This window comes from Sphingobacterium sp. GVS05A (genome assembly GCF_019969845.1).
GTDB lineage: Bacteria > Bacteroidota > Bacteroidia > Sphingobacteriales > Sphingobacteriaceae > Sphingobacterium.
The window spans coordinates 357,379-378,150 of the sequence record NZ_JAHXYR010000007.1; the positions used below are offsets into that span (position 1 = coordinate 357,379).

General features: G+C 39.6%; 9 protein-coding genes. All 9 read right to left on the minus strand.

Going from position 1 to position 20,772, the window contains the following annotated elements; genetic code table 11:
• Positions 1 to 46: 46 nt before the first annotated feature.
• Positions 47 to 2,410, minus strand: a complete 2,364-nt coding sequence (locus LC454_RS18730) for an ABC transporter permease (RefSeq protein ID WP_223583962.1) — start codon at positions 2,408 to 2,410, stop codon at positions 47 to 49.
• 214 nt (positions 2,411 to 2,624) lie between these two features.
• On the minus strand, positions 2,625 to 4,988 hold the full coding sequence (locus tag LC454_RS18735; RefSeq protein ID WP_223583963.1) for an ABC transporter permease: 2,364 nt from the start codon (positions 4,986 to 4,988) through the stop codon (positions 2,625 to 2,627).
• Between the two features lie 84 nt (positions 4,989 to 5,072).
• Positions 5,073 to 7,454 (minus strand): ABC transporter permease, encoded by a 2,382-nt coding sequence (locus LC454_RS18740; protein ID WP_223583964.1) that lies wholly within the window; start codon positions 7,452 to 7,454, stop codon positions 5,073 to 5,075.
• A gap of 58 nt (positions 7,455 to 7,512) precedes the next feature.
• Positions 7,513 to 9,915 (minus strand): ABC transporter permease, encoded by a 2,403-nt coding sequence (locus LC454_RS18745; protein WP_223583965.1) that lies wholly within the window; start codon positions 9,913 to 9,915, stop codon positions 7,513 to 7,515.
• Positions 9,916 to 9,972: 57 nt separating this feature from the next.
• Positions 9,973 to 12,390 (minus strand): ABC transporter permease, encoded by a 2,418-nt coding sequence (locus LC454_RS18750; RefSeq protein ID WP_223583966.1) that lies wholly within the window; start codon positions 12,388 to 12,390, stop codon positions 9,973 to 9,975.
• A gap of 216 nt (positions 12,391 to 12,606) precedes the next feature.
• Positions 12,607 to 15,012 (minus strand): ABC transporter permease, encoded by a 2,406-nt coding sequence (locus LC454_RS18755; RefSeq protein WP_223583967.1) that lies wholly within the window; start codon positions 15,010 to 15,012, stop codon positions 12,607 to 12,609.
• Between the two features lie 41 nt (positions 15,013 to 15,053).
• Entirely contained in the window at positions 15,054 to 17,471 is a 2,418-nt protein-coding gene (locus LC454_RS18760; RefSeq protein ID WP_223583968.1) for an ABC transporter permease, read from the minus strand.
• A gap of 103 nt (positions 17,472 to 17,574) precedes the next feature.
• Entirely contained in the window at positions 17,575 to 18,258 is a 684-nt protein-coding gene (locus LC454_RS18765) for an ABC transporter ATP-binding protein (RefSeq protein ID WP_104385115.1), read from the minus strand.
• A gap of 101 nt (positions 18,259 to 18,359) precedes the next feature.
• A complete protein-coding gene (locus tag LC454_RS18770; RefSeq protein WP_223583969.1) occupies positions 18,360 to 20,726 on the minus strand; it encodes an ABC transporter permease in 2,367 nt (788 codons plus the stop codon).
• Positions 20,727 to 20,772 lie beyond the last annotated feature (46 nt).

Here is a 20,772-nt window from a genome sequence, read left to right on the forward strand (position 1 = left end):
CAGATTTTATCTATTGGTTGTGCCGTTGCCTCTTTATAATCGTTAATTATTCGTCCCTTAATGTTTTTACCGGATTGTGATTTGCCGCTCTGATTGCTTGCGAACTTACCGTCACGAAGGCGACAACCAAGGCTGCTAAGCCTGCTAATGCAAAAATCCACCACTGTATTTCGATTCGATAAGAGAAATCCTGCAGCCATTTGTTCATTGCCCACCAAGCAATCGGTGAGGCCAGCAAAATGGAAATAATCACCAATTTGATAAAATCTTTGGAGAGCATGGCTGTAATGCCACTAACCGAAGCACCGAGTACCTTGCGGATGCCAATTTCTTTGGTTCTTAGTTCTGCAATATAGGACGCTAATCCAAATAAGCCTAAGCAAGATATAAAAATCGCCAACCCCGAAAAGATGAATGCCAGTCGAGCTGTCTGTTGCTGATCCTTAAATTTACCCGCAAATTTTTGGTCGACAAATTGATATTCGAAGGGATATGCCGGATTGAATTTTTTAATGATCTGTTCGATTTGTTTTAGCTGATTGCTCATTGAAGTTGTCGGGCTGGTACGGATCACCAGATTGAACAAGGACTTCTTGTTGGCATAAATAAACATAGGCTTTACGGGATTATAAGGAGAACCGCTGATGTAGTCGTTGATTACTCCAACGATGGTATAGGTATTGTCTCCCCATTTTAGAAAGCTTCCAATAGGATTTTCCAGTTTCATTTCTTTGATAGCGGCTTCGTTCAGCAATGCAGCAGCGCTATCGGTAGCTAATCTTGGATAATCGATATCACGACCGGCGGTGAGTTTTAATCCGAGAGTTTTGACAAGATCATTTTCTGCTCTTCCTAGATCAAAGCCCATTTTTTTCTCCTGTTCGGGTGTTGATCCAGTCCAGGAGAAACCCCCAAAAGCACTTCCAGCAAAGCTAGTGATTGATGATCCGGTACGTGTGACAGCAGTAGCTACTCTATTATTGAGCAGTTCGGATTTGATCGCTTCGTAATTTTTACCCATATCACCTTCCATCCCTATCTCTATCAATTGGGAAATGTTATAGCCAACATCACGCTGCCCCGCATATTCAATTTGCCTGCGGACGATAATCGTGGCAATAATAAGTATGATGGCAACACCGAATTGAAAAATGACCAATACTTCACGGAAATTCAAGGGGATCTTTTTTGATTGTCCGAATATCTTTAACGATTTTATTGGTTTGAAAGCCGATAGTACAAATGCAGGATATAGTCCCGCCAGAATGCCTGTTAGAAAAATAAACCCGATCAACGAAAACCAGATTGTTGGATCTGACAAAGCAAGTACCAACGGTTTATCAAATATCTTTTTGAATAGGGGAAGCGTCAGTACTGTCCATGTGATCGCAAGTGTCCCTGAGATTATCGCTAATAATAGGGATTCTGTCAGAAATTGTGCAATGAGGTTGAAACGCTGTGCCCCGACAACTTTTCGTATAGCGACCTCTTTTGCCCTTTTTTGGCTGCGCGCCGTACTGAGATTGATAAAATTGATACAGGCTATCAATAAAATTAATAAACCAATACCCGCAACAAGTTTAACCTGATCAATTTTTCCACCAACTGGAATACCCTGTTCAAATTTTGAATACAGGTGCATTTTGGATATTGGATATAAGAACAGAGACCCTTTTAACTCGTTGTTGGATTTTTTCTCAATTATGTTGACAAGCTTTTTATTAAAAGCGTCAATATTAGTTCCCGCCTTTAATTGTACGTAACTTGAGAATGTGATTGTATTCCAATTTGGTGAATATTTGCTAGCATCGGCTAAAGGGATCAGGTAGGTGAAATCAAAACTTGTATTATTTGGAAGATCCTGCATAACAGCAGAAACCTGATAAGGCTCCTTATTATCAAGTATGATGGTTTTATTCAATGGATCTATGTCACCAAATATGCTTTTAGCCAAGCTTTCTGTAAGAATAATATTTTTTGTTTCCTGTAAAGCTTGCTCACCATTTCCTTTAAGGAGTTTAAAATCAAACATCCGGATAAAATCTGGATCGACTTCATTTCCTTTGGATTTGATTTTTTTGTCATCAAAAGATATCAGTCTAGTGGTACTCCAATACATACGCGCAGCATGTTCGACTTCTGGATAGTCTTCCACAAGAGCACGTGCTGCTCGTCCAGAAGTAATCTCATTCATACCTACTTTTCCCTCATCATTCTGGCTTTTAATCCAGATCTTATATAAGTTCTCTTTATCGCTGTAAAAATTGTCAAACTGTAATTGATTTTGCACCCATATGCCGATAATCAATACAGCAGTCATGCCGATGGAAAGTCCAATGATATTAATAATAGAATAGCTCTTACTTTTCCAAAGATTCCGCCAGGCAATTTTTAGGTAGTTCTTAATCATCGTATTGAGTTTTGTAGCTTTTTCATAATTTTCTGTCTTGCAAAGTCGTTTATCCAAATAGATAGCTTTTTGCTGATCATGCACAATAGAAATAGCTAATTCAATTCGTTTGCCATAAGTGTAACTTGTTGATTATTAATTGATATTTTATTTTTGTAGCCCTGTTATATGTTCGGAAACGGACAGTCTGTTGTCCGTCGCCGAACATGTGGCTCTACTCGTTCCGTAATGTGATGACGGGGTTAGCCAATGCTGCTTTAATGGCTTGATAACTTACCGTTATTAGGGTGATGCCCAGTGCAGTTAATCCCGTAAAGACAAATACTGTCCAACTAATTGAAATACGATAAACATAATCGTCGAGCCATGTTTCCATTAACAGATAGGCCAGAGGAGCTGCTACGAGGAAACCGATCAATGTCAACCAGAGGTATTCGGTGCATAATAATTTCCATAAACCAACTTCTGATGCGCCAAGAACCTTACGAATACCAATTTCTTTTTCACGTTGCTCGGTTAGAAATGCAACCAATGCATATAGCCCAAGACAAGAAATCAGTATGGCAAGCCCCGTAAAAATACTGGTCAGGCTTTTGATCATTTCCATTTGTTCAAATTGCTTGGCATATTCTTTATCTGTGAAAGCATAATCAAAGATGAGATCTGGATCAAAACGATTGAATTGTTGAGCGATTGCTTTCATCGTCTGACTGATATCTTGCTGCTCATTCAGTCTGAGTGTTATTTTATTTTTTGGTAGAAAATCAAGAAAATAGGCAGTAGGTGTAATCGACTTGAATGGGGATTCGGATAAGGTGTTCTGTATAATACCAATAATCGTATAGTTGATTCCACTCCTAGAAAGCTGTTTGCTTGTCAGATCGGTAACTCCCATAAATTTGGCCGCTGCCTCATTGATGATTACTCCTGTGGAATCTGTCTTGAAATCTTTGGAGAAATTTCTTCCCTTCAAAAAATCCCATTGTACCGTTTTGGCAAAGTTTTCGTCGATGGTGAAAATTCCCATAATGGATCCTTCCTTTGTTTCATTTCCTTGCCAGTTAAAACCACCGCCAGTTAAAGTGAGCTTGTTTACAAAATTCGAAGTAAGTGATGCCTCCTGAATCAAACGTTGACTGATCAGTTCTTTTTTCAGGATCTCAAAGTTTTTGGAAATTAATTGACTACTACTAGTGATGTTGACTAAGTTTGAGCTTTTATAACCAATCGGACGATCCTTTGTATAGTGCAATTGTTTGATGACCAAATAGGTTGCGATCATCAGAAAGATAGAAATCGCAAATTGTACAATAACCATTCCCTTTCTGACATTGAATCCCTGTTTGCCGATGTTCATCTTTCCTTTTAGCGCAATAATTGGGTTAAAAGAAGATAGGAACAGCGCAGGATATAGCCCGGCTAGAATCCCGATAGAGAAAACACCCAAAAAGGAATATAAGTAGAATTGAATACGCGTAAATGGAACCTGCAATACGGTATTGGTGATGGTATTTATCCAAGGGAGAAGCAATGTGGCCAATAATATGGCGATCAAAAAGGCGAAACATACCGCTAGCGTCGATTCAACTAGAAAGCCAGCGATAAGTTGTCGGCGATTGACTCCAACAGATTTTAGAATACCAATTTCCTTTCCCCTTTTTAAGCTTCGGGCTGTACTGAGATTAATAAAATTTATACTGGCCAATAAGAGAATAAATATACTTATCCAGGCAAACATCCATACATACTGAATCTGCCCACCCACGTTCTTTCCATTTTTAAAAGAATCGTATAAATGCCATTTGGACATGGGGTGTAACAGGATCTCAGGTTTTATATCCGTCAGTTTTTTGTTGATGATATTCGTTAGTCTGTTTTCCAAAGCGGGAACAAAGGCAGCATTGTCGATCTTGGCGAAGGTGCTAAAATAGCAACTAGACCAGCTCTCCTCTATCCCTTGGTTTTTAGCGAGATAATCGACGAATGGCAACACATAATCCAAACCATAAAAGGTATTGTTCTCAGGAATATCTTTATACACACCCTGAATTGTATATTGTTCCCTCCCATTCAGCCGAAGAATTTTCCCGATGACATCGGTTTTATCGAACAGTCGTTTGGCGAGAGATTCGGACACAATGATGGTGGATGGACTGCTCGGTGTACTACTATTGCCTTGTACGGATTCGAGGGCAAATAGTTCGGCAAATTTTCCCATCGCATAAAACCCAGGTGCATTTAACTTTTTTTCGCCTACTTTGATGTTATTGCTTTCCATATTGGTGACCAAAGCTGCATCTGGCATCTCATTTTTGAAATCCGATGTTATCGTTTTGACCAGGGGAATGGGAGTGGAGCGATCAGTAGATTTCTCATCATTGAAAGTTCCCGTCATCATGACCTGATAAATATGTTGATAATTGCTGTAATGCTTATCAAATGAAAATTGTTTCAGTACCCATAAAGTACTTATCAGGGCGACAGTAAACCCAAGTGCTAAACCCAAAATATTGATTGCCGTATTTAAGGGGTTGCGTTTAAGATTGCGTAAAGCGGTTTTCAAAAATAATTTAATCATGGCGGTGTTTGATGGTTATGTTATTGTTTTTGGTGTACTGATTAATTGTCCAGTATATAAAGAGTTGATTTTTATGAGTACAAGCTATTCGTCTTTTAAACTCTTGATGGGGTTGGCAATAGCTGCTTTGATCGATTGGAAACTAACAGTAAGCAGGGCAATCATAATCGTTAGGAAGCCTGCACCTAAAAATATGGTTATGGGCACTGTTGTTCTAAAGGCAAATCCATCTAGCCAGTTCGAAGTGAAATATAACGCGACAGGAAGTGCGATAATATTAGCAATAATGATCAAAAGCAAAAATTCTTTATTCAGCATTTGCATAATATTGAAGACCGTTGCTCCGAGGACTTTTCTGATGCCAATTTCCTTGGTTTTCAGTTGTGCGGTATACGTGCATAGTCCAAGAAGTCCCAGACAGGAAATCAGTATCGCTATGATGGCAAAGAAATTAAACAATGTTCCTTGTTTTTGCTCGCTCATATATTGCTGTTGGTAGCTTTCGTTTAGGAAACTATAACTGATTGGCATATCGTCATAGTAGCTTTTCCAGATTTGTTGCAGCGCATGCAATGCCGATTCGGTTCCGGCAGGGTTTGTTTTTATATAAAGCTGCTGGCAATCTTTTGGACTAAATTGAAAGACCATGGGTTCGATCTTTTGACGTACACTTGCGTAATTAAAATCTTTGACCACACCAATAATGGTTCCCGGAACAGTTCGGATTCGTAAACGGGCACCAATTGGATTTTTCAATCCCATCTCACGGACGGCAGTTTCATTGATAAGAAAATGTGTAGAATCCGCAATCGAGCCAGTGAAATTTTTCCCCTGAGTCAGTTTTATTTTGAAAAAATCAAGTGCATATTGATCCGAATGCGTAATGCTGAACCAAAGATTTGAATTGCTGGGTTTTCCGTCCCAATCGTTATCTCCTGTCGATCCACCACCATATACCATATCCCTTCCAAGTCGAATGACATCACTTACACCTTTATTTTTCAGGAGATCACTTTTGACGGCATCAAAATGTTGCGCCATTTTTGGAGCCATGGAGACAGCTATAATGTTGTTCTTTTCGTAACCCAGGTTCTTGTTGCGTATATATTCCAATTGTCGACCGATGACGATCGTCATTATGATGAGCACAATCGATACCGTAAACTGTAATACGACTAATATCTTTCTAAAATTTGATTTCTTCATTCCGAATCTGCCCTTTAATACTTTGATTGGGTCAAAGTTTGAAAGTAATAATGCAGGATAAATGCTGGTCAATAGTAATGTGCCTATGAACATGATTAAAATATAGCTCCAGAGATCAATACTAGATAGCTGCAAAGAAATATGTTTGCCCGAGAAATTGTTAAAAAAGGGAAGAAAGATAAAAACAATACTGACTGCTAAAGTCGCAGCGATCGTGAAGAGCAGTGTTGTCTCCAGAATAAATTGGAAAAATAATTCCTTTCTTCCGGCTCCGATAATTTTACGGATACCGACTTCTTTGGATCTGGATAAGGAGCGCGCTGTGGAGAGGTTGATGTAATTGATACTAGCAATAACAAGAATCATCAATGCAACACCGATAAAGATATGGACTGTACCAATTCCTGCATCGCTACCATCCATCTGGTAAAGGTGCATTTTTGCCAATTCTTGCGTGACATAGGGAACGGGAGTATCTTCGGGTTTATTGCGTTCATGTATCTTTTGTAATTTCTGAGCCACCACAGCGGGGTTTGCATCAGGTCTCAACTGCAGGTAGGTTCCAAAGGAGAAGCTCGACCAATCTTCATCCATCGATGACAGATAGGTTTTATTGTCATAGGTGGTTTTGTTTTTGATGTAAGCCTGTTCATTAAACCGTGAAAGGGGGAGTAGCACCTTAAATTGAAAGGAGGAATTTTCGGGATAGTCAGCGATAACTCCGCTAACTATACATAGGTCTTCTATTCCTAATACCACAGTTTTACCGATTGGATTTTCATCACCAAAATACCGACGGGCGGTAGTCTCAGTAAGAACGACAGAATTGTTGTCGGGGAAAGGCTGCTTTTGGTTGCCCTGAATGAGCGGAAAATCAAAAACACTAAAATAACTGGGATCTACAAAAGCGAAATTCTTTTCTCTAAATCGTTTGTCTTTATACTTGATGGCGGCATCACCGATACTAAGGATACGTACAGCGTCCTGAACCTCGGGAATTTCTCTCTTGGCAAAACTCCCAACTGGGGCAATGATAGATCCAAATATTCGTTTTGAGATCCCTGTTCCACCCTCAATTCCAATTTTGTAGATCGAGCTTTGATTCTTATGAAAACGATCAAAGGACAATTCATCCTTTATCCATAGTAATAGGAAGATTCCCACAACTAATCCTGCGGTCAGCCCGAGGATATTGATAGCGCTATAGAATTTGTTGGAAAAAATACTGCGCCATGCGGTTTTGATGAAATTCTTTATCATTGTGATCTGTTTTAGATTCAAAATTAACTGTATGCCATTCTCGCCGCCATCAGTTGATCTATTCGTCCCTTAGACTATTTACCGGATTCAATAGCGCGGCTTTAAATGTTTGGAATCCTATGGTGATAAATGCCACCAGTGTGACCGAGACGATCGCAATCAGGTAAGCCCACCATGGCATCTCAATATGATACACAAAATCATTTAACCAATGGCTGAAGAGATAATAAGCGATCGGTCCGGCAATAAGAAAAGCAAGAAGGATCAGTTTGATATAATTTGATGATAATAAATGAATAATACCCGGAACGCTAGCTCCCAAAACTTTGCGGATACCGATTTCTTTGCTTCGGGCTTCGGTGGTATAGGCTGCTAATCCCAACAGACCTAGACAGGCAATAAAAAGAGTAAGAAATGAAAACATACTCATGACATTGGATGACCGAATTTCATTTTCATATTGGTCTTGCACGTGTTGATCTAAAAAGGAAATATCGAATGCAGCTTCCGGAGCAACAGTAGTATATATCTTTTTTATTTGTTCGATATATCCTTGAACATCTGTTGTTTTATAACGGATCAATAGGTTGCGTGGTGATTCCGAGGGATCATTCATGGTGTAATAGCTGTAACCCCCGATTTCAGATTTAAGGTTTGCATAATTAAAATCCTGGACCACACCGGTGATGATCGAGTTGTTCGGGCTCATTTCGGTGACGATATGTTTTCCAATCGCTTCCTGTGGGGATTTATACCCTAAGTATTTCAGTACTTTCTCGTTAATCAACATATAACAGGTGGAATCTGGACGTCCCCAAATGTCGGGTAAATCTGTTCCGGCAAGCAGTTTTAATCCAAGTGTATTTACTGTCTTTCCATAAGTGACACAACTTAGTGTTGGTAATCCCTGTTTATCTGTGCTGAATTTATAGATTGTTTTTCCGCTTTCATTGCTTCCAGGTACAGACTGTGCGAATGTGGTGGACAGCGTATGTGATAAGCTCTGGACCTGTTGATTGAGCGTGTTGAGTTTTTCCTGACTCCGGAAAGAACGGATAGGGATAGAGACCACATGTTCAGGTTGATAGCCGAGGTCTTTATTTCGGATATAATTCATCTGGGTGAGCATCACAGAGATGCCGATGATCAATATAATCGAAATGGTAAATTGGCATATCACCAATATTTGTCTGATCATAACTGTTTTCCCTTGTTTGTTATAACCTTTATTCATCAATGCGATCGATTTGATCTTTGATAAGAATAAGGCTGGGTAGCTACCTGCAATAAACGTAATCATAAACCAGGATAGCGCCAATATCCCCAGCATATCCCAGTTCAGAAGTTGCCTGATGGTAATATTTGTACTGCCGATGTAATTAAACATTGGGATCAAAATAATGGCCAGAACCACACCGATTGTCATCGCAAATAGGCTAATCGTTGCGGTTTCGACAAAAAAGCGGACAATGAGCTGGGCTCGAGTAGCTCCAAGTACCTTATTTACACCCACCTCTTTAGCATTCTTTTGTGACTTTGCCGTGGCCAGGTTCATGTAATTGATACAGGCAATGGCGATGACGAGAAAAGCAAGAACGGATAGTGTTCGGATGGTGTCAATGTTTCCTATGCGTTTGGTAACTCCCTCTCCAAGACTTGATGAGTAGAGATGCACCTTTAACAGTGGTTGCAGGAAAAATTGGGTATAATATCGGTGGTCTTTTTCAACATACTTGTCAATCAATTTTGTCGCTTCTTGAGCAACTATAACCGGATCGGTTCCTTTTTTTAGTAATATGTACGTTTCATAGCTGGCATTACTCCAATGGACATTTTGCCCCATCCAGGAATCCATAATATTCATGACCATATTACAGTCCAGGGTACTATTTGCAGGAAGATCCTTGAATACACCGGTGACCTGTACGGTATCTCTTTGGTTAATGGAAATGAGTTTTCCCAGTGCTTCACGCTTACCAAACAATTTCTCTCTTGTTGATTGGGAAAGTACAATACTTTTTTTGTTTAAAAACGCAGTATGAACATTCCCTTCTATAAACTGGAAATCAAATATGGAAAACAGGGTTGAATCGGCTAGATACAATTGCTTCTCATTGAAATTTTCAGCTCCGGAGCGGATAGAAGCTGTTGCACCATAACCATCTTTTACAAGTCGTACCATATTATCAACTTGCGCAATATCGGATTTCATTGCAGGACCCACAGCATTTGGCAGGTCAATCATTTTCTCCCGATTGTATTCTGCCGACAGCTGCATGTGCAAACGATAGATATTATCAGCTTTCGAATACATGGTATCAAAACTCAGTTCCTGACGGATAAAAGCAAATAGCAGCAGGGACACACAGATGCCAATAGCCAATCCGCTAATATTAAGGATGCTGAAAAATCGGTTGGCCCGAATACTCCGCCAGGCTGTTTTTATGTAGTTCTTGATCATGATTGTATCTATTTGTTTCGTGCTGATATATTAGGTTTGTTCTTGATTGTATACTATTTATTCATCTCTCAGGCTATCTACAGGATTGGATTTAGCGGCTTTAAACGTTTGGAAGCTAACAGTGACCAGGGCAATGAGAACAGCTGAAAATCCGGCAAAAGCAAACATCCACCATTTTGGTTCAATATGGTAGGCGAAATTATCCAACCATTTGTTCATTGCTATCCATGATAATGGTGTAGCGATACAGAGCGCGATGACTAATAATCTGATAAAGTCGGAAGAAAGCAACAGTACTAGATTGTATATGGAAGCGCCAAGAACTTTACGCACCCCGATTTCTTTGGTACGCTGTTGCGCCGTATAGGTCACCAATCCCAGCAAACCCAAACAAGCAATAAAAAGAGCGAGGCTTGAAAAGGCTGTAAAGAGTCTTCTGAAGTTATAATCGGCTTCGTATTGACGGTTAAAATTATCATCTAAGAAACTATATAGAAAGGGACGGTGAGGGGCGAGTTCGGCCCATAATTTGCCAATTCGTGCGATTGTTTGCTGATTGACATTTTGTAGATTCACGGTCAGATAACGGCTGCTACTTGGCTCAAGTCGTAGCGCTAATGGCTCAATTTTGCGATGCAGGGACAGGTAATTGAAATCTTTTACAACTCCGATGACTGTACCTTCTTTGCCCCACTGTCTAAATTGCTTTCCGATGATATCCTGTGGGTTTGAATAGCCCCATAATTTGGCTGCCGATTCATTAATCACGAGTGAATGGGCGCTATCTGCAGGGAAATCGCGTGAGTAAGCTCTTCCCGCCACCATCTTGATGGCCATATTGGGGATAAAGTCTATATCTACTTCATATAGTGATGGAGAGAAAATGGTCATTTTGCCATCGGTAGAGATAATCTCTGTTCCGGCATTTGGAAAAAATGCTCCGGGAACGGTGCGTGAAGCCGTTACCGACTGTACATCTTTATCTTTTGCGAGTGTATTTTTGATTGCCTCTAAGTTATTGTTGACTTTTTCATCGAAATTATAGTCGATAATTAGACGTTGTGCTTTTTGAAATCCAAGGTCTTGCTGCTGCAGTTGATTCAATTGTGAGAATACAATCACAGTACCTGCGATGAGTGCAATGGAAAGACAGAATTGGAAAACGACGAGAGCCCGACGTAACAATGTCCCACCTTTACTGCTGCTAAACGTTCCCTTCAGAACTTTAATCGGTTTAAAATTTGCCAGGATCAATGCGGGGTAGCTGGCGGCTAATATCCCGGTTATAAGTGTTACCAAAAAGAAAATCGTCCATGTCGTGCTGTTAAGGAGGGTTGAATAACCAAACTGTTTACCGGAAAAAGCTTCCATAAAAGGGAGAAAGGCAATGACCAGAGCGATAGCCAATATACCACCGGTAAATACGAGTACCAGCGACTCGGACATAAACTGTAGAATCAGATTGCTTTTATTGGCGCCAATGGCTTTTCGGACACCGACTTCCTTGGCACGCTCCATGGATCTGGACGTAGCAAGATTCATAAAGTTAACACAGGCAATCAGTAGAATAAAACCGCCGATAATAGCGAAAATGTACAAATTTTGAAAGCTACCCGTTGTTCCCGGTTGGCGATCCGCAGTGGAGTGCATATATGCCTGAAGCATGGGCTCGAGATGGAAACTGTATTTTGAATTGGCATTTTCATGTACTGGGATGTGCCGTTTGAGAAAGTCAGGTATCTTCTGATCGAATTTTGTGGGATCAAAGTCTTTTGATGTCAAAAAGTAGGTGTAAAAATCGACATAGTCCCAACCTTCTTTTTCAAATACATCTGGTCGTCCTTTCCGAAAGGTACTCATGGATAGTAAAGCATCGAAGGTAAAATGTGAGTTGGCCGGTATATCTGCCATCACGGCTGTTACGGTATACAGGCCGGCATCTGCACGGCCAGCAGCTAATCCTCCTTCAATGGTTTTGCCGATAGGGTTCTGGTCACCGAAATACTTTTTAGCTGTGCTTTCTGTCAATACTACAGAATATGCATTTTTTAATGCTGTATGTGGATTACCGGCCAAAATTTTCCAGCTGAATACATCGAATGCTGTAGAATCCATGAAAAATACATTTTCTTCCTGAAATCTATTTTCTCCTTGTTTGAATAGGATGGACGTTTGCCCGGAGAACTGAACGATCTTCTCAATTTCTGGGAAGTCGGCTTTCAGGGCTTCTCCGATCGGGGCATTTCCCCAGATCTGATGTTGTTCTGTACTACCGACTTCTTTATAATCATGTACAACGCGGAAAATACGGTCTTTGTTGACATGATATTTATCATAGGAAAGTTCATTCTGTACATAAATAACAATTAATAAACAGCAAGCCAAGCCAATGGCGAGGCCTACAATATTTATGGTGGCATAACCTCTATTCTTTAGAATATTACGCCAGGCTATTTTAATATAATTTTGTATCATGGTTGCTGTTTTTTATGAAAGTTTATCGGGGTTATCCTTTCTATCTTTTTCCGAGATATTATAACCTCCCGACATATCATTATTTCATTTATTCGTCTTTTAATCATTTATCGTGATAAATAATGCTCTCAGTTCTAATTGAGATGATGTATGTAGAGAGCGCAATGGGCTCACTATTGAGACCCATTACTTTCTCTGATCACTATTGAGCTTCTTTTATTCATCTCTTAAACTATCTACTGGATTTGCACGTGCGGCCCGCAATGATTGAAAACTTAATGTCAAAAATGCTATCCCTATCGTGAGTACCGCGGGTATAAAAAATAACCACCATTGTATCTCAATTTTAAATGTAATATCCTGCAACCATTCGTGTATGGCCCACCAGGCAATTGGTGTTGATACCAAAATTGAAACAATGATCAGTTTGATGTAATCTTTAGAAAGTAGACCAATGATACCCGTAACGGTACTTCCCAATACTTTGCGGATTCCAATTTCTTTAGTGCGTTGTACAGTTGTTATCGTGACTAAGCCAACGAGACCAAGGCAGCTTAGCAATAAGGTGATTGCTGTTGCCAGATTAATAATCTTGGACAATCGCATATCCGTTTCGTAAAGAGATTTGATCTCTTGGTCATAAAAGCGATAGCTGAATTTGGCATGTGGATAAATGCTTTTCCATTCCTTTTCGAGGTTTGCCAAGGCAGTCGACCATTTTTTTGGATCATTGTCTAAACGGACATTGATGTGTCCAAGTGGGCCTCTATTGGTTGAAACCTCCATCACAATAGGATTAAACTGTTGGTGAAGATCTTTGCTGTGGAAATTGGCTATAACACCTACAATTTTTACATTTTTGTCTCTGGAGATAACAGATTGTCCGATTGCTTCGTCAACATTTTTATATCCCAGTTCGGTCATTGCTTTTTCGTTGATTATAATCCCCGAACTCGTATCGGACATCATTAATTTGCGGCCAGCAAGAAGTTTTATATCATATAGATCAATGTAATCCTGATCAACATACTTGTATTGCATGATTCTATTTTTGATTTCCTCTTCGCCATATTTACGGATTCTATTTCCCCAATAACTATCATCCATAGGGAAATGTCCCAAGGAGACACGGGCGATTTCCGGATATTTGGATAAGGCCTGCTTAAATACAAATGGGTCTGTTGTCGCTTTATCAGCAGCCCGATTGGGAATTGATACTGTCACAATAGCTTCTTTAGTAAATCCCAGATCGCTCTTGAGCATATGTTTGATCTGAATGGTGATCACGAAAGTGCCAATAAGGAAAACTTGAGCGATAATAAACTGAAAAATAATCAATCCTTTGCGTAGGTATACGCCTTTGTTTGAGTTATTGGATAAACTCTTTATTTTTATGACTTCGATCAATTTTACTTTGTTGATCAATATCGATGGATATATTCCAGCGAAGCATGTGATTAAGACAAGTAACCCAATGATGAATAACAACAAATTGAACTGATCGTTGTACATGTTGATGTCCGAAGGGGTAAAATCGCTGAACAGTATTTCCATCATTTTTGTAAAAGGCCAGGAAAGCAAGAGGGCGAATAGTGCGACCAAAAAAGTCTCTGTTAAAAAGCTTCGGGTCAAATAGACTTCCCGTTCCCCCAGTGTTTTCCGTATACCGATGGATCGTGCGCGCATAGGCACCATCGCTGTACTTAGATTAATATAATTGATCGCAGCTAATACAAGTAGAAAGACAGCTATTCCGATAAGTCCATAAAGTACTTTGATGTTGCTGTGATTTTGTATAGTTGGGTTAAAATGTAGCTCAGATAATGGTGAAAAACGGGCAGTTTGCTTATAGTTCTCCTTTTTATATTCTTCGCCATTCATCTGCACTAATTTTTGATCGATGGTATTCGCGAGATTTTTAAGATGATCGGCAGATTTGACTTTGACGAATAGCTGATAATAGTTCATCAGCATCATCCAATTGTTTAGGTTCGGATCCTGATCGGGTATTTTGATAAATTCCTTACCAATAAAAGTACTTGGATAACTTAAGTCTTCTACAATGCCAGATACAGTAAACTGTGTCGTATCATAAGAAATGGTCTTGCCTATAATATCCTGACTTTGCAGTTTTGGGAAATAGGCTTTCGCACGCGATTCGGTAAGAACGACTTCATTTTGGAGTTTGAAAAGCTGATGCGGACTTCCAGCAAGCCATTTGTAGGGGACCATTTTAAAATAGTCGGCAGTCGTTGCAAAAATCTTTTCCTGTCCGGCAAACTCTGTGGGCGTTTCACTTTTGGAAGCTGGTGTTACGATTTCAAAATAACGATTATAATAAGGTACAACCAATTCGACATCTTGCGAGTTCTCTTTCAGGTAATAAGGAAGGGGAAATGGTACTGCATCAAAATCTCCGTTTTCTTTTTCACTTTGTGTATGCGAGAATACTTTGTATATCTGCTCTTTGTCTGGATGTTGTCGGTCAAAACTAAATTCATAATTGACAATACGAAAGATAAACCAACAAGCGCTTATACCTATGGCAAGTCCCAATACATTCAGAAAAGTAAAAAGACGATGTCGCCAGAGTTGTCTAAAAATCAATTTCATATTACTCATTACAATTCAGTTTTATTGGGTTTATTTTTTTTAATGTCTCTTTATTCATCTCTTAAACTATCTACTGGATTTGCACGGGCAGCACTGACGGATTGATAGCTCATGGCTAAAAATGCTACGCCAATAGTTACTATCGCTGGAATAATAAACATCCACCAGCTGAGCTCTATTTTAAAAGCAAAGTCGGTTAGCCATTTATCAATCGCCAACCAGGCAATCGGTGTAGCAATTAGGATCGAGATAACAATTAGTTTGATATAATCTTTTGAGAGCAGTAGCACAATTCCACTGACCGTGCTTCCCAATATTTTTCGGATACCGATCTCTTTTGTCCGCTGATGCGTGGTTAATGTCACTAAACCGATCAATCCCAAGCAGCTTAATAAAATGGTAATTGACGTTGACAAATTGATTATTTTATAAAAGCGATAGTCTTTCTCATAGAGTTCTTTGATTCGCTCATCATAAAATTGGTAGGTAAATGGTGCATTTGGATATACGTTTTCCCATTCAGTCTTTATGGATGCAATCGCCTGTTGCCATTTTTTAGGATCTCCATTTAATTTGATATTAATATTCTGCAGCGTGCCCTTGTTGGTTGATATTTGCATCGCAATGGGCTCTAATGGGGCGTGGAGATTAAAGTTGTGGAAATCCGCCAGTACGCCAACAATTGTCGTTGGATGATCGTTTACAGATACGGTTTTTCCAACGGCTTCAGTAGGTGATTTAAATCCAAACTTACTAATGGCCTTTTGATTGACCAGTATTCCTGAAGTTGTATCCGAAAGCTTGAGTGCCCGGCCGGCCAGTAGTTTCATTCTAAATACATCCAGGTAATTTTCTTCGATATATTTAAAAGGCATATTGACCAAGATCTGACCGGTATCGCTCTGCATCATGATATTATTTCCCCATTGGTCGTTATTCATTGGGAGGTGACCTAGTGAAACCTGCTCTATTTCAGTATATTTTTGGAGAAGTTCTTTCAACAGAAATGGACTTTTACCTGAATCTTCTGCTTTTCTATAGGGCAGTTTGAGTGTAATAACAGCATCATCCTGAAAACCAACATCGCTGTTTAAAGCATGTTGTAGCTGTAAACCCATGATCACTGTCAGGACGACAAAAGCCTGAGCGATGACAAATTGAAAGATAATGAGAATTTTTCTGAGCGAAATACCACCAAACGAAATTTTGTCTGTTGCATGGATTTTGATGGCCTCTACGACATGTATTTTATTGATGAGATAAGCTGGATATAGGCTGGAAATTAACGTCAATAGGATAATAAGTCCCAATAGAAAGATAAAGACGGGTAGACTATCTGAATAGGTGTTTATATTTTCCGGAAGATATGTACTAAATGTAAGTTCAAATATCTTGACCAATGGCCAAGAGAATAACAGCCCAAATAGACAGGTAAAAAAGGTTTCTTTGATAAAAGACAGTGTCAGGTGTCGGGGTTGTTCTCCCAATGTTTTCCGAATACCAATTTCTCGGGATCGGGCAGGAACACGGGCAGTAGTTAGGTTGATATAATTGATACTTGCCAGTATAAGGAGAAATACGGCTATACCTATGAGTCCGAACAACATCTGCTTGTCACTTCCGTTCAAGACGAATTTATTGAAATGCAAGTCCATAAGCGGTGCTAATTCATAACCAGGAGTTATATTGTACTGTTTAAATTCTTCGCCAGCCATCTCCTGAAACTTTTTGGTTGCTAGCGCAATTACTTGCGAAGGCTGTCCATTTTCAGTTAATTTAACATACACATGGAAATTTGAACTTGAATTCTCCCAATTGTCTGCTTCCTGAGGATTGGGAGTTACACGGATAAATTCTTTGTCGACAAAACTGCTCGGATAGTCTAAGTCTGCAACAACCCCGGTTACCGTAAGAAGCTGATCATCGTATTGTATTGTTTTGCCAAGAAGGGATTTTAAATCTGCATCGGGGAAGTATTGTTTTGCGCGGGAGGCCGTCAGGATAACTTCATTGTTGTTTTTGAGTGCGATATTCGGATTACCAACGATCCATTTGTAGGGAACAAGCTTAAAATAGTCCGTAGTGGCTGCAACAATTTTGTCCTGCGCATTGAATTCCAATGTTTCATTGTTGGAACGCTTTACCTTAATGCTTTCAAATGATCGGTTAGCGATAGGTGCAACCAATTCCAATCCGGTCAGATCTTTCTTTAAATTGGTACCGAGATAAGTACCAAGAGGGTAGGGAGTCCCATCAAAGCGATGGATATTTTCACCTTCCTTAAATGCCGAGTAAAGTTTATAAATCCGTTCCTTGTCGGTATGATTCTGGTTAAAACTGAATTCGTAATTGACAATTCGAAATACAATCCAGCTTGCGCTGATCCCGATCGCTAGACCTATGATATTAAGGAAGGTAAACAGACGGTTACGTCCCCATTGTCTCAAAATTAATTTTAAACCTTTCATCGTTTTATACTTTAAGCTCGTTTAACAGCTCTTGGTCCTTTATAGGTAAGCGCTTTAGATTTTTAAGAATATTTCTTGTTCTTAATAAGGTCTGCTAGCTTTGCTAGGATCCTAATGATGTCGTTTCCATAATGACCTGACCATCCAGCATACGGATGACACGATCCGAAAATTTGGCGTCATGTTCACTGTGGGTTACCATGACGATGGTTGTGCCAGCTTCGTTCAGTTCGGTTAAGAGCTGCATCACTTCGTTACCATTGTTTGAGTCCAGATTACCGGTAGGCTCATCGGCAAGAATTAATTTGGGATTATTGACGACTGCACGGGCAACGGCTACACGTTGTTGCTGTCCTCCGGAAAGCTGTTGCGGAAAGTGATTGCGGCGGTGCATGATCTGTACCTTCTCCAGTACTTCTTCGACACGTTTCTTACGTTCGGCTGCAGGAACATTGGTATAGACAAGAGGAAGTTCCACGTTTTCAAATACCGTCAGTTCATCAATCAGATTAAAACTCTGGAATACGAAACCGATATTGTGCTTACGCAGATCTGAACGGCCGCGTTCCTTAAATTTGGCCACTTCGATCTCGTTGAATAAATAGCTCCCTTCATCCAGATCATCCAATAGTCCGATTATATTCAGTAAAGTTGATTTGCCACAACCAGAAGGACCCATCACGGCAACAAATTCACCTTCTTTTACGTGAATATTCAAATTGTTCAGTGCGACAGTCTCTACTTCTTCCGTGCGGTAATACTTTTGAAGATTGGTTATTTTAATCATATTTTTTGCGCTCATGGTTTTATGTTTTGGGCCCTCGGCAATCGCTATAGGCGGTTATTATTCTGTTTAATTATATTCTTGTAAATTGTTTATTTTTCTGTTTATTCGTCTCTGAGTGTCTTGGTCGGATTGGCTATCGCTGCTTTAAAAGCTTGTGAGCTAATCGTTAATAAGGCTATTATTATTGCAGATAGACCACTCAATACAAAGACTGTCCAAGAAATAGCAATATGATGTGCATAATCTGCGAGCCATTTGTTCATGAAAATCCAGGCAATCGGGAATGCAATGATACAGGAGATACCAATAAGGATAATAAATTCGCGATTGAGCATCTGAATAAGACCAGAAACGGAGGCACCGAGGACTTTACGTATACTGATCTCTTTGGCACGTTGTTCTGTCGCAAAGGCGGCTAAACCAAATAGGCCTAAGCATGAAATAATAATGGATATAATCGCAAATACGCTGGATAGCTGTTGTATAAAAAGTTCAGCCTGAAATTTGCTATTGAAGGTTTCATCCAAAAATTTGTAATCGAATGGAAATCCGGGATTATTTTTTACAATAATCTTTTCAATTTGCTGAATAGCTTGTGGGAGGTCAATCCCTGCTTTTGTCCGGATATTCAATAGGCCGTTCTCTCTGACCAGGGGAATAAATAACATCGGATCTGGATCGGCATATACGTTGTTATAAACAAAGTTTTTGACGACTCCGGCAATCGTGTAATTTTCTTCGCCGTAATTAAGGATACTACCCACTACATGACCATCTTTGCGGATTAATTTAGCAAGGGTTTCATTAATAAGAACCGAAGTGCTATCACCTAGTAAGTTGGAGTGGAAGTTTCTTCCATCAAACATTTTAAGATCTAATGCTGGTACTAAGCCTTCATCTGCACGCAACATTCCGATCAGAATACTCGTGTTGGGATCTTTTCCTTCCCAATTGAAACCAGAGGTATTATTGTAAATGTTGAGAATACTCACATCACTGACGCCAACCTGCTCCACCAGCCCGGTTGCGATGAGCTGGTTTTTGATCAGGGGAAGATGTTTGGCCATGTCCCCTTGTAATGCAGTGGTCAATACTTGGCTCTTGTCAAAACCCAGGTCTTTATTTTTGTTATGTTGTATTTGCTGATAAATGATAATCGTACAAATGATCAGTACAACTGATGTGGTATACTGTAGCACAACCAATCCCTTGCGGATAAGACTTCCGGTGCCAGCTTTCTGCTTTGCTCCTTTGATCGTCGATAGTGGTTTAAAAGCAGAAAGAAAGAATGCGGGATAGCTTCCTGCAAATAGTCCGCATATTAAAGTAATTGTGATAACAAAAGCAAGATGCATCGGTTTTAATAAATCGACCTGAAGGTCTTGGCCAATCATGGTATTAAATGGACGAATACAAATATAGACCAATAAAATAGCAACTAATGAGGAAATAGAGGCTAGGACCAATGATTCTGCAAGAAATTGTCCGATCAACGATTGACGACTTGCACCAACAACTTTGCGCATACCGACTTCTTTTGATCTTTTTTCGGATCTGGCGGTAGCGAGATTCATAAAATTGATACAGGCAATCAGCAAAACGATCCAAGCAATAATGGTGAACAGACGAATATTTTTTAAGCTTCCTTCTTTCTCATTTCCACTGTTATCAAAACGGTTATGCGTAATCCATCTTTCCATTGGATAGAGGAAGTTTTGTGAAAAAGTAACCTCACCATTGGTTCTGTTTTTGACGTAGTTCATTAGCTGTTTGTTGATTTGATCAACATTTGAATTGCCTTCAACCTGAATCAAAGTCTGGATACCATTATTGTCCCATCTGGTCAGCCAGTCTTGGGTAGCCTCAAATTTTTTGAAGGGAATTAACCATTGAAATTCATAACTACTATTTTTAGGGAGGTCTTTTGTAATGGCTGAAACGATGTAAAGGTCCTTGTTATTGGTTTTCACTGTTTTGCCTAGAGCTGGTTGGTTACCAAATAATTTTTTCGCACCAGATTCTGATAAAATGATGTTATCTACTTTGTCAAACGCAGTCTTAGGATCTCCCTCCATAAATTCAAGGGAAAGCACATCCGCAACGGTCGCATCAGCATATAGCCCATTTTGAAATAAATTGTTATCACCAACAGAGAATAACATTGGGCTATTCCATGTCATACGTACTGCATGTTTAATGCCCGGAATCTCTTTCGCTATATTTTGTGCCAGGGGACCGGGGGTTGATTCGAACACAAAGGTTGCGCCATCATAGGTCTGTTTTGACTTGACGATGTAGATATCCTTTTTGTTGGGGAAGTTATCGTTATAACTTAACTGATTTTCTACCCATAAAAAGATCAACGATGCCGCTGCAATGCCAATCGCTAACCCAAAAATATTGAGAAAGCTATAACCTTTGGTTTTCCAAAGGTTTCGAAAGGCTGTTTTTATAAAGTTCTTTATCATCGTGGTATTGTGTAATTGGTTTTGCTTATTCGGATTTTGCTTAAAT

What these genes read in the sequence shown, in the direction of transcription:
- LC454_RS18750 (WP_223583966.1), bottom strand. Translation starts at nt 12,390, where the DNA reads ATGATACAAAATTATATTAAAATAGCCTGGCGTAATATTCTAAAGAAT.
- LC454_RS18770 (WP_223583969.1), bottom strand. Translation starts at nt 20,726, where the DNA reads ATGATAAAGAACTTTATAAAAACAGCCTTTCGAAACCTTTGGAAAACC.
- LC454_RS18740 (WP_223583964.1), bottom strand. Translation starts at nt 7,454, where the DNA reads ATGATAAAGAATTTCATCAAAACCGCATGGCGCAGTATTTTTTCCAAC.
- LC454_RS18760 (WP_223583968.1), bottom strand. Translation starts at nt 17,471, where the DNA reads ATGAAAGGTTTAAAATTAATTTTGAGACAATGGGGACGTAACCGTCTG.
- LC454_RS18765 (WP_104385115.1), bottom strand. Translation starts at nt 18,258, where the DNA reads ATGATTAAAATAACCAATCTTCAAAAGTATTACCGCACGGAAGAAGTA.
- LC454_RS18745 (WP_223583965.1), bottom strand. Translation starts at nt 9,915, where the DNA reads ATGATCAAGAACTACATAAAAACAGCCTGGCGGAGTATTCGGGCCAAC.
- LC454_RS18735 (WP_223583963.1), bottom strand. Translation starts at nt 4,988, where the DNA reads ATGATTAAATTATTTTTGAAAACCGCTTTACGCAATCTTAAACGCAAC.
- LC454_RS18730 (WP_223583962.1), bottom strand. Translation starts at nt 2,410, where the DNA reads ATGATTAAGAACTACCTAAAAATTGCCTGGCGGAATCTTTGGAAAAGT.
- LC454_RS18755 (WP_223583967.1), bottom strand. Translation starts at nt 15,012, where the DNA reads ATGAGTAATATGAAATTGATTTTTAGACAACTCTGGCGACATCGTCTT.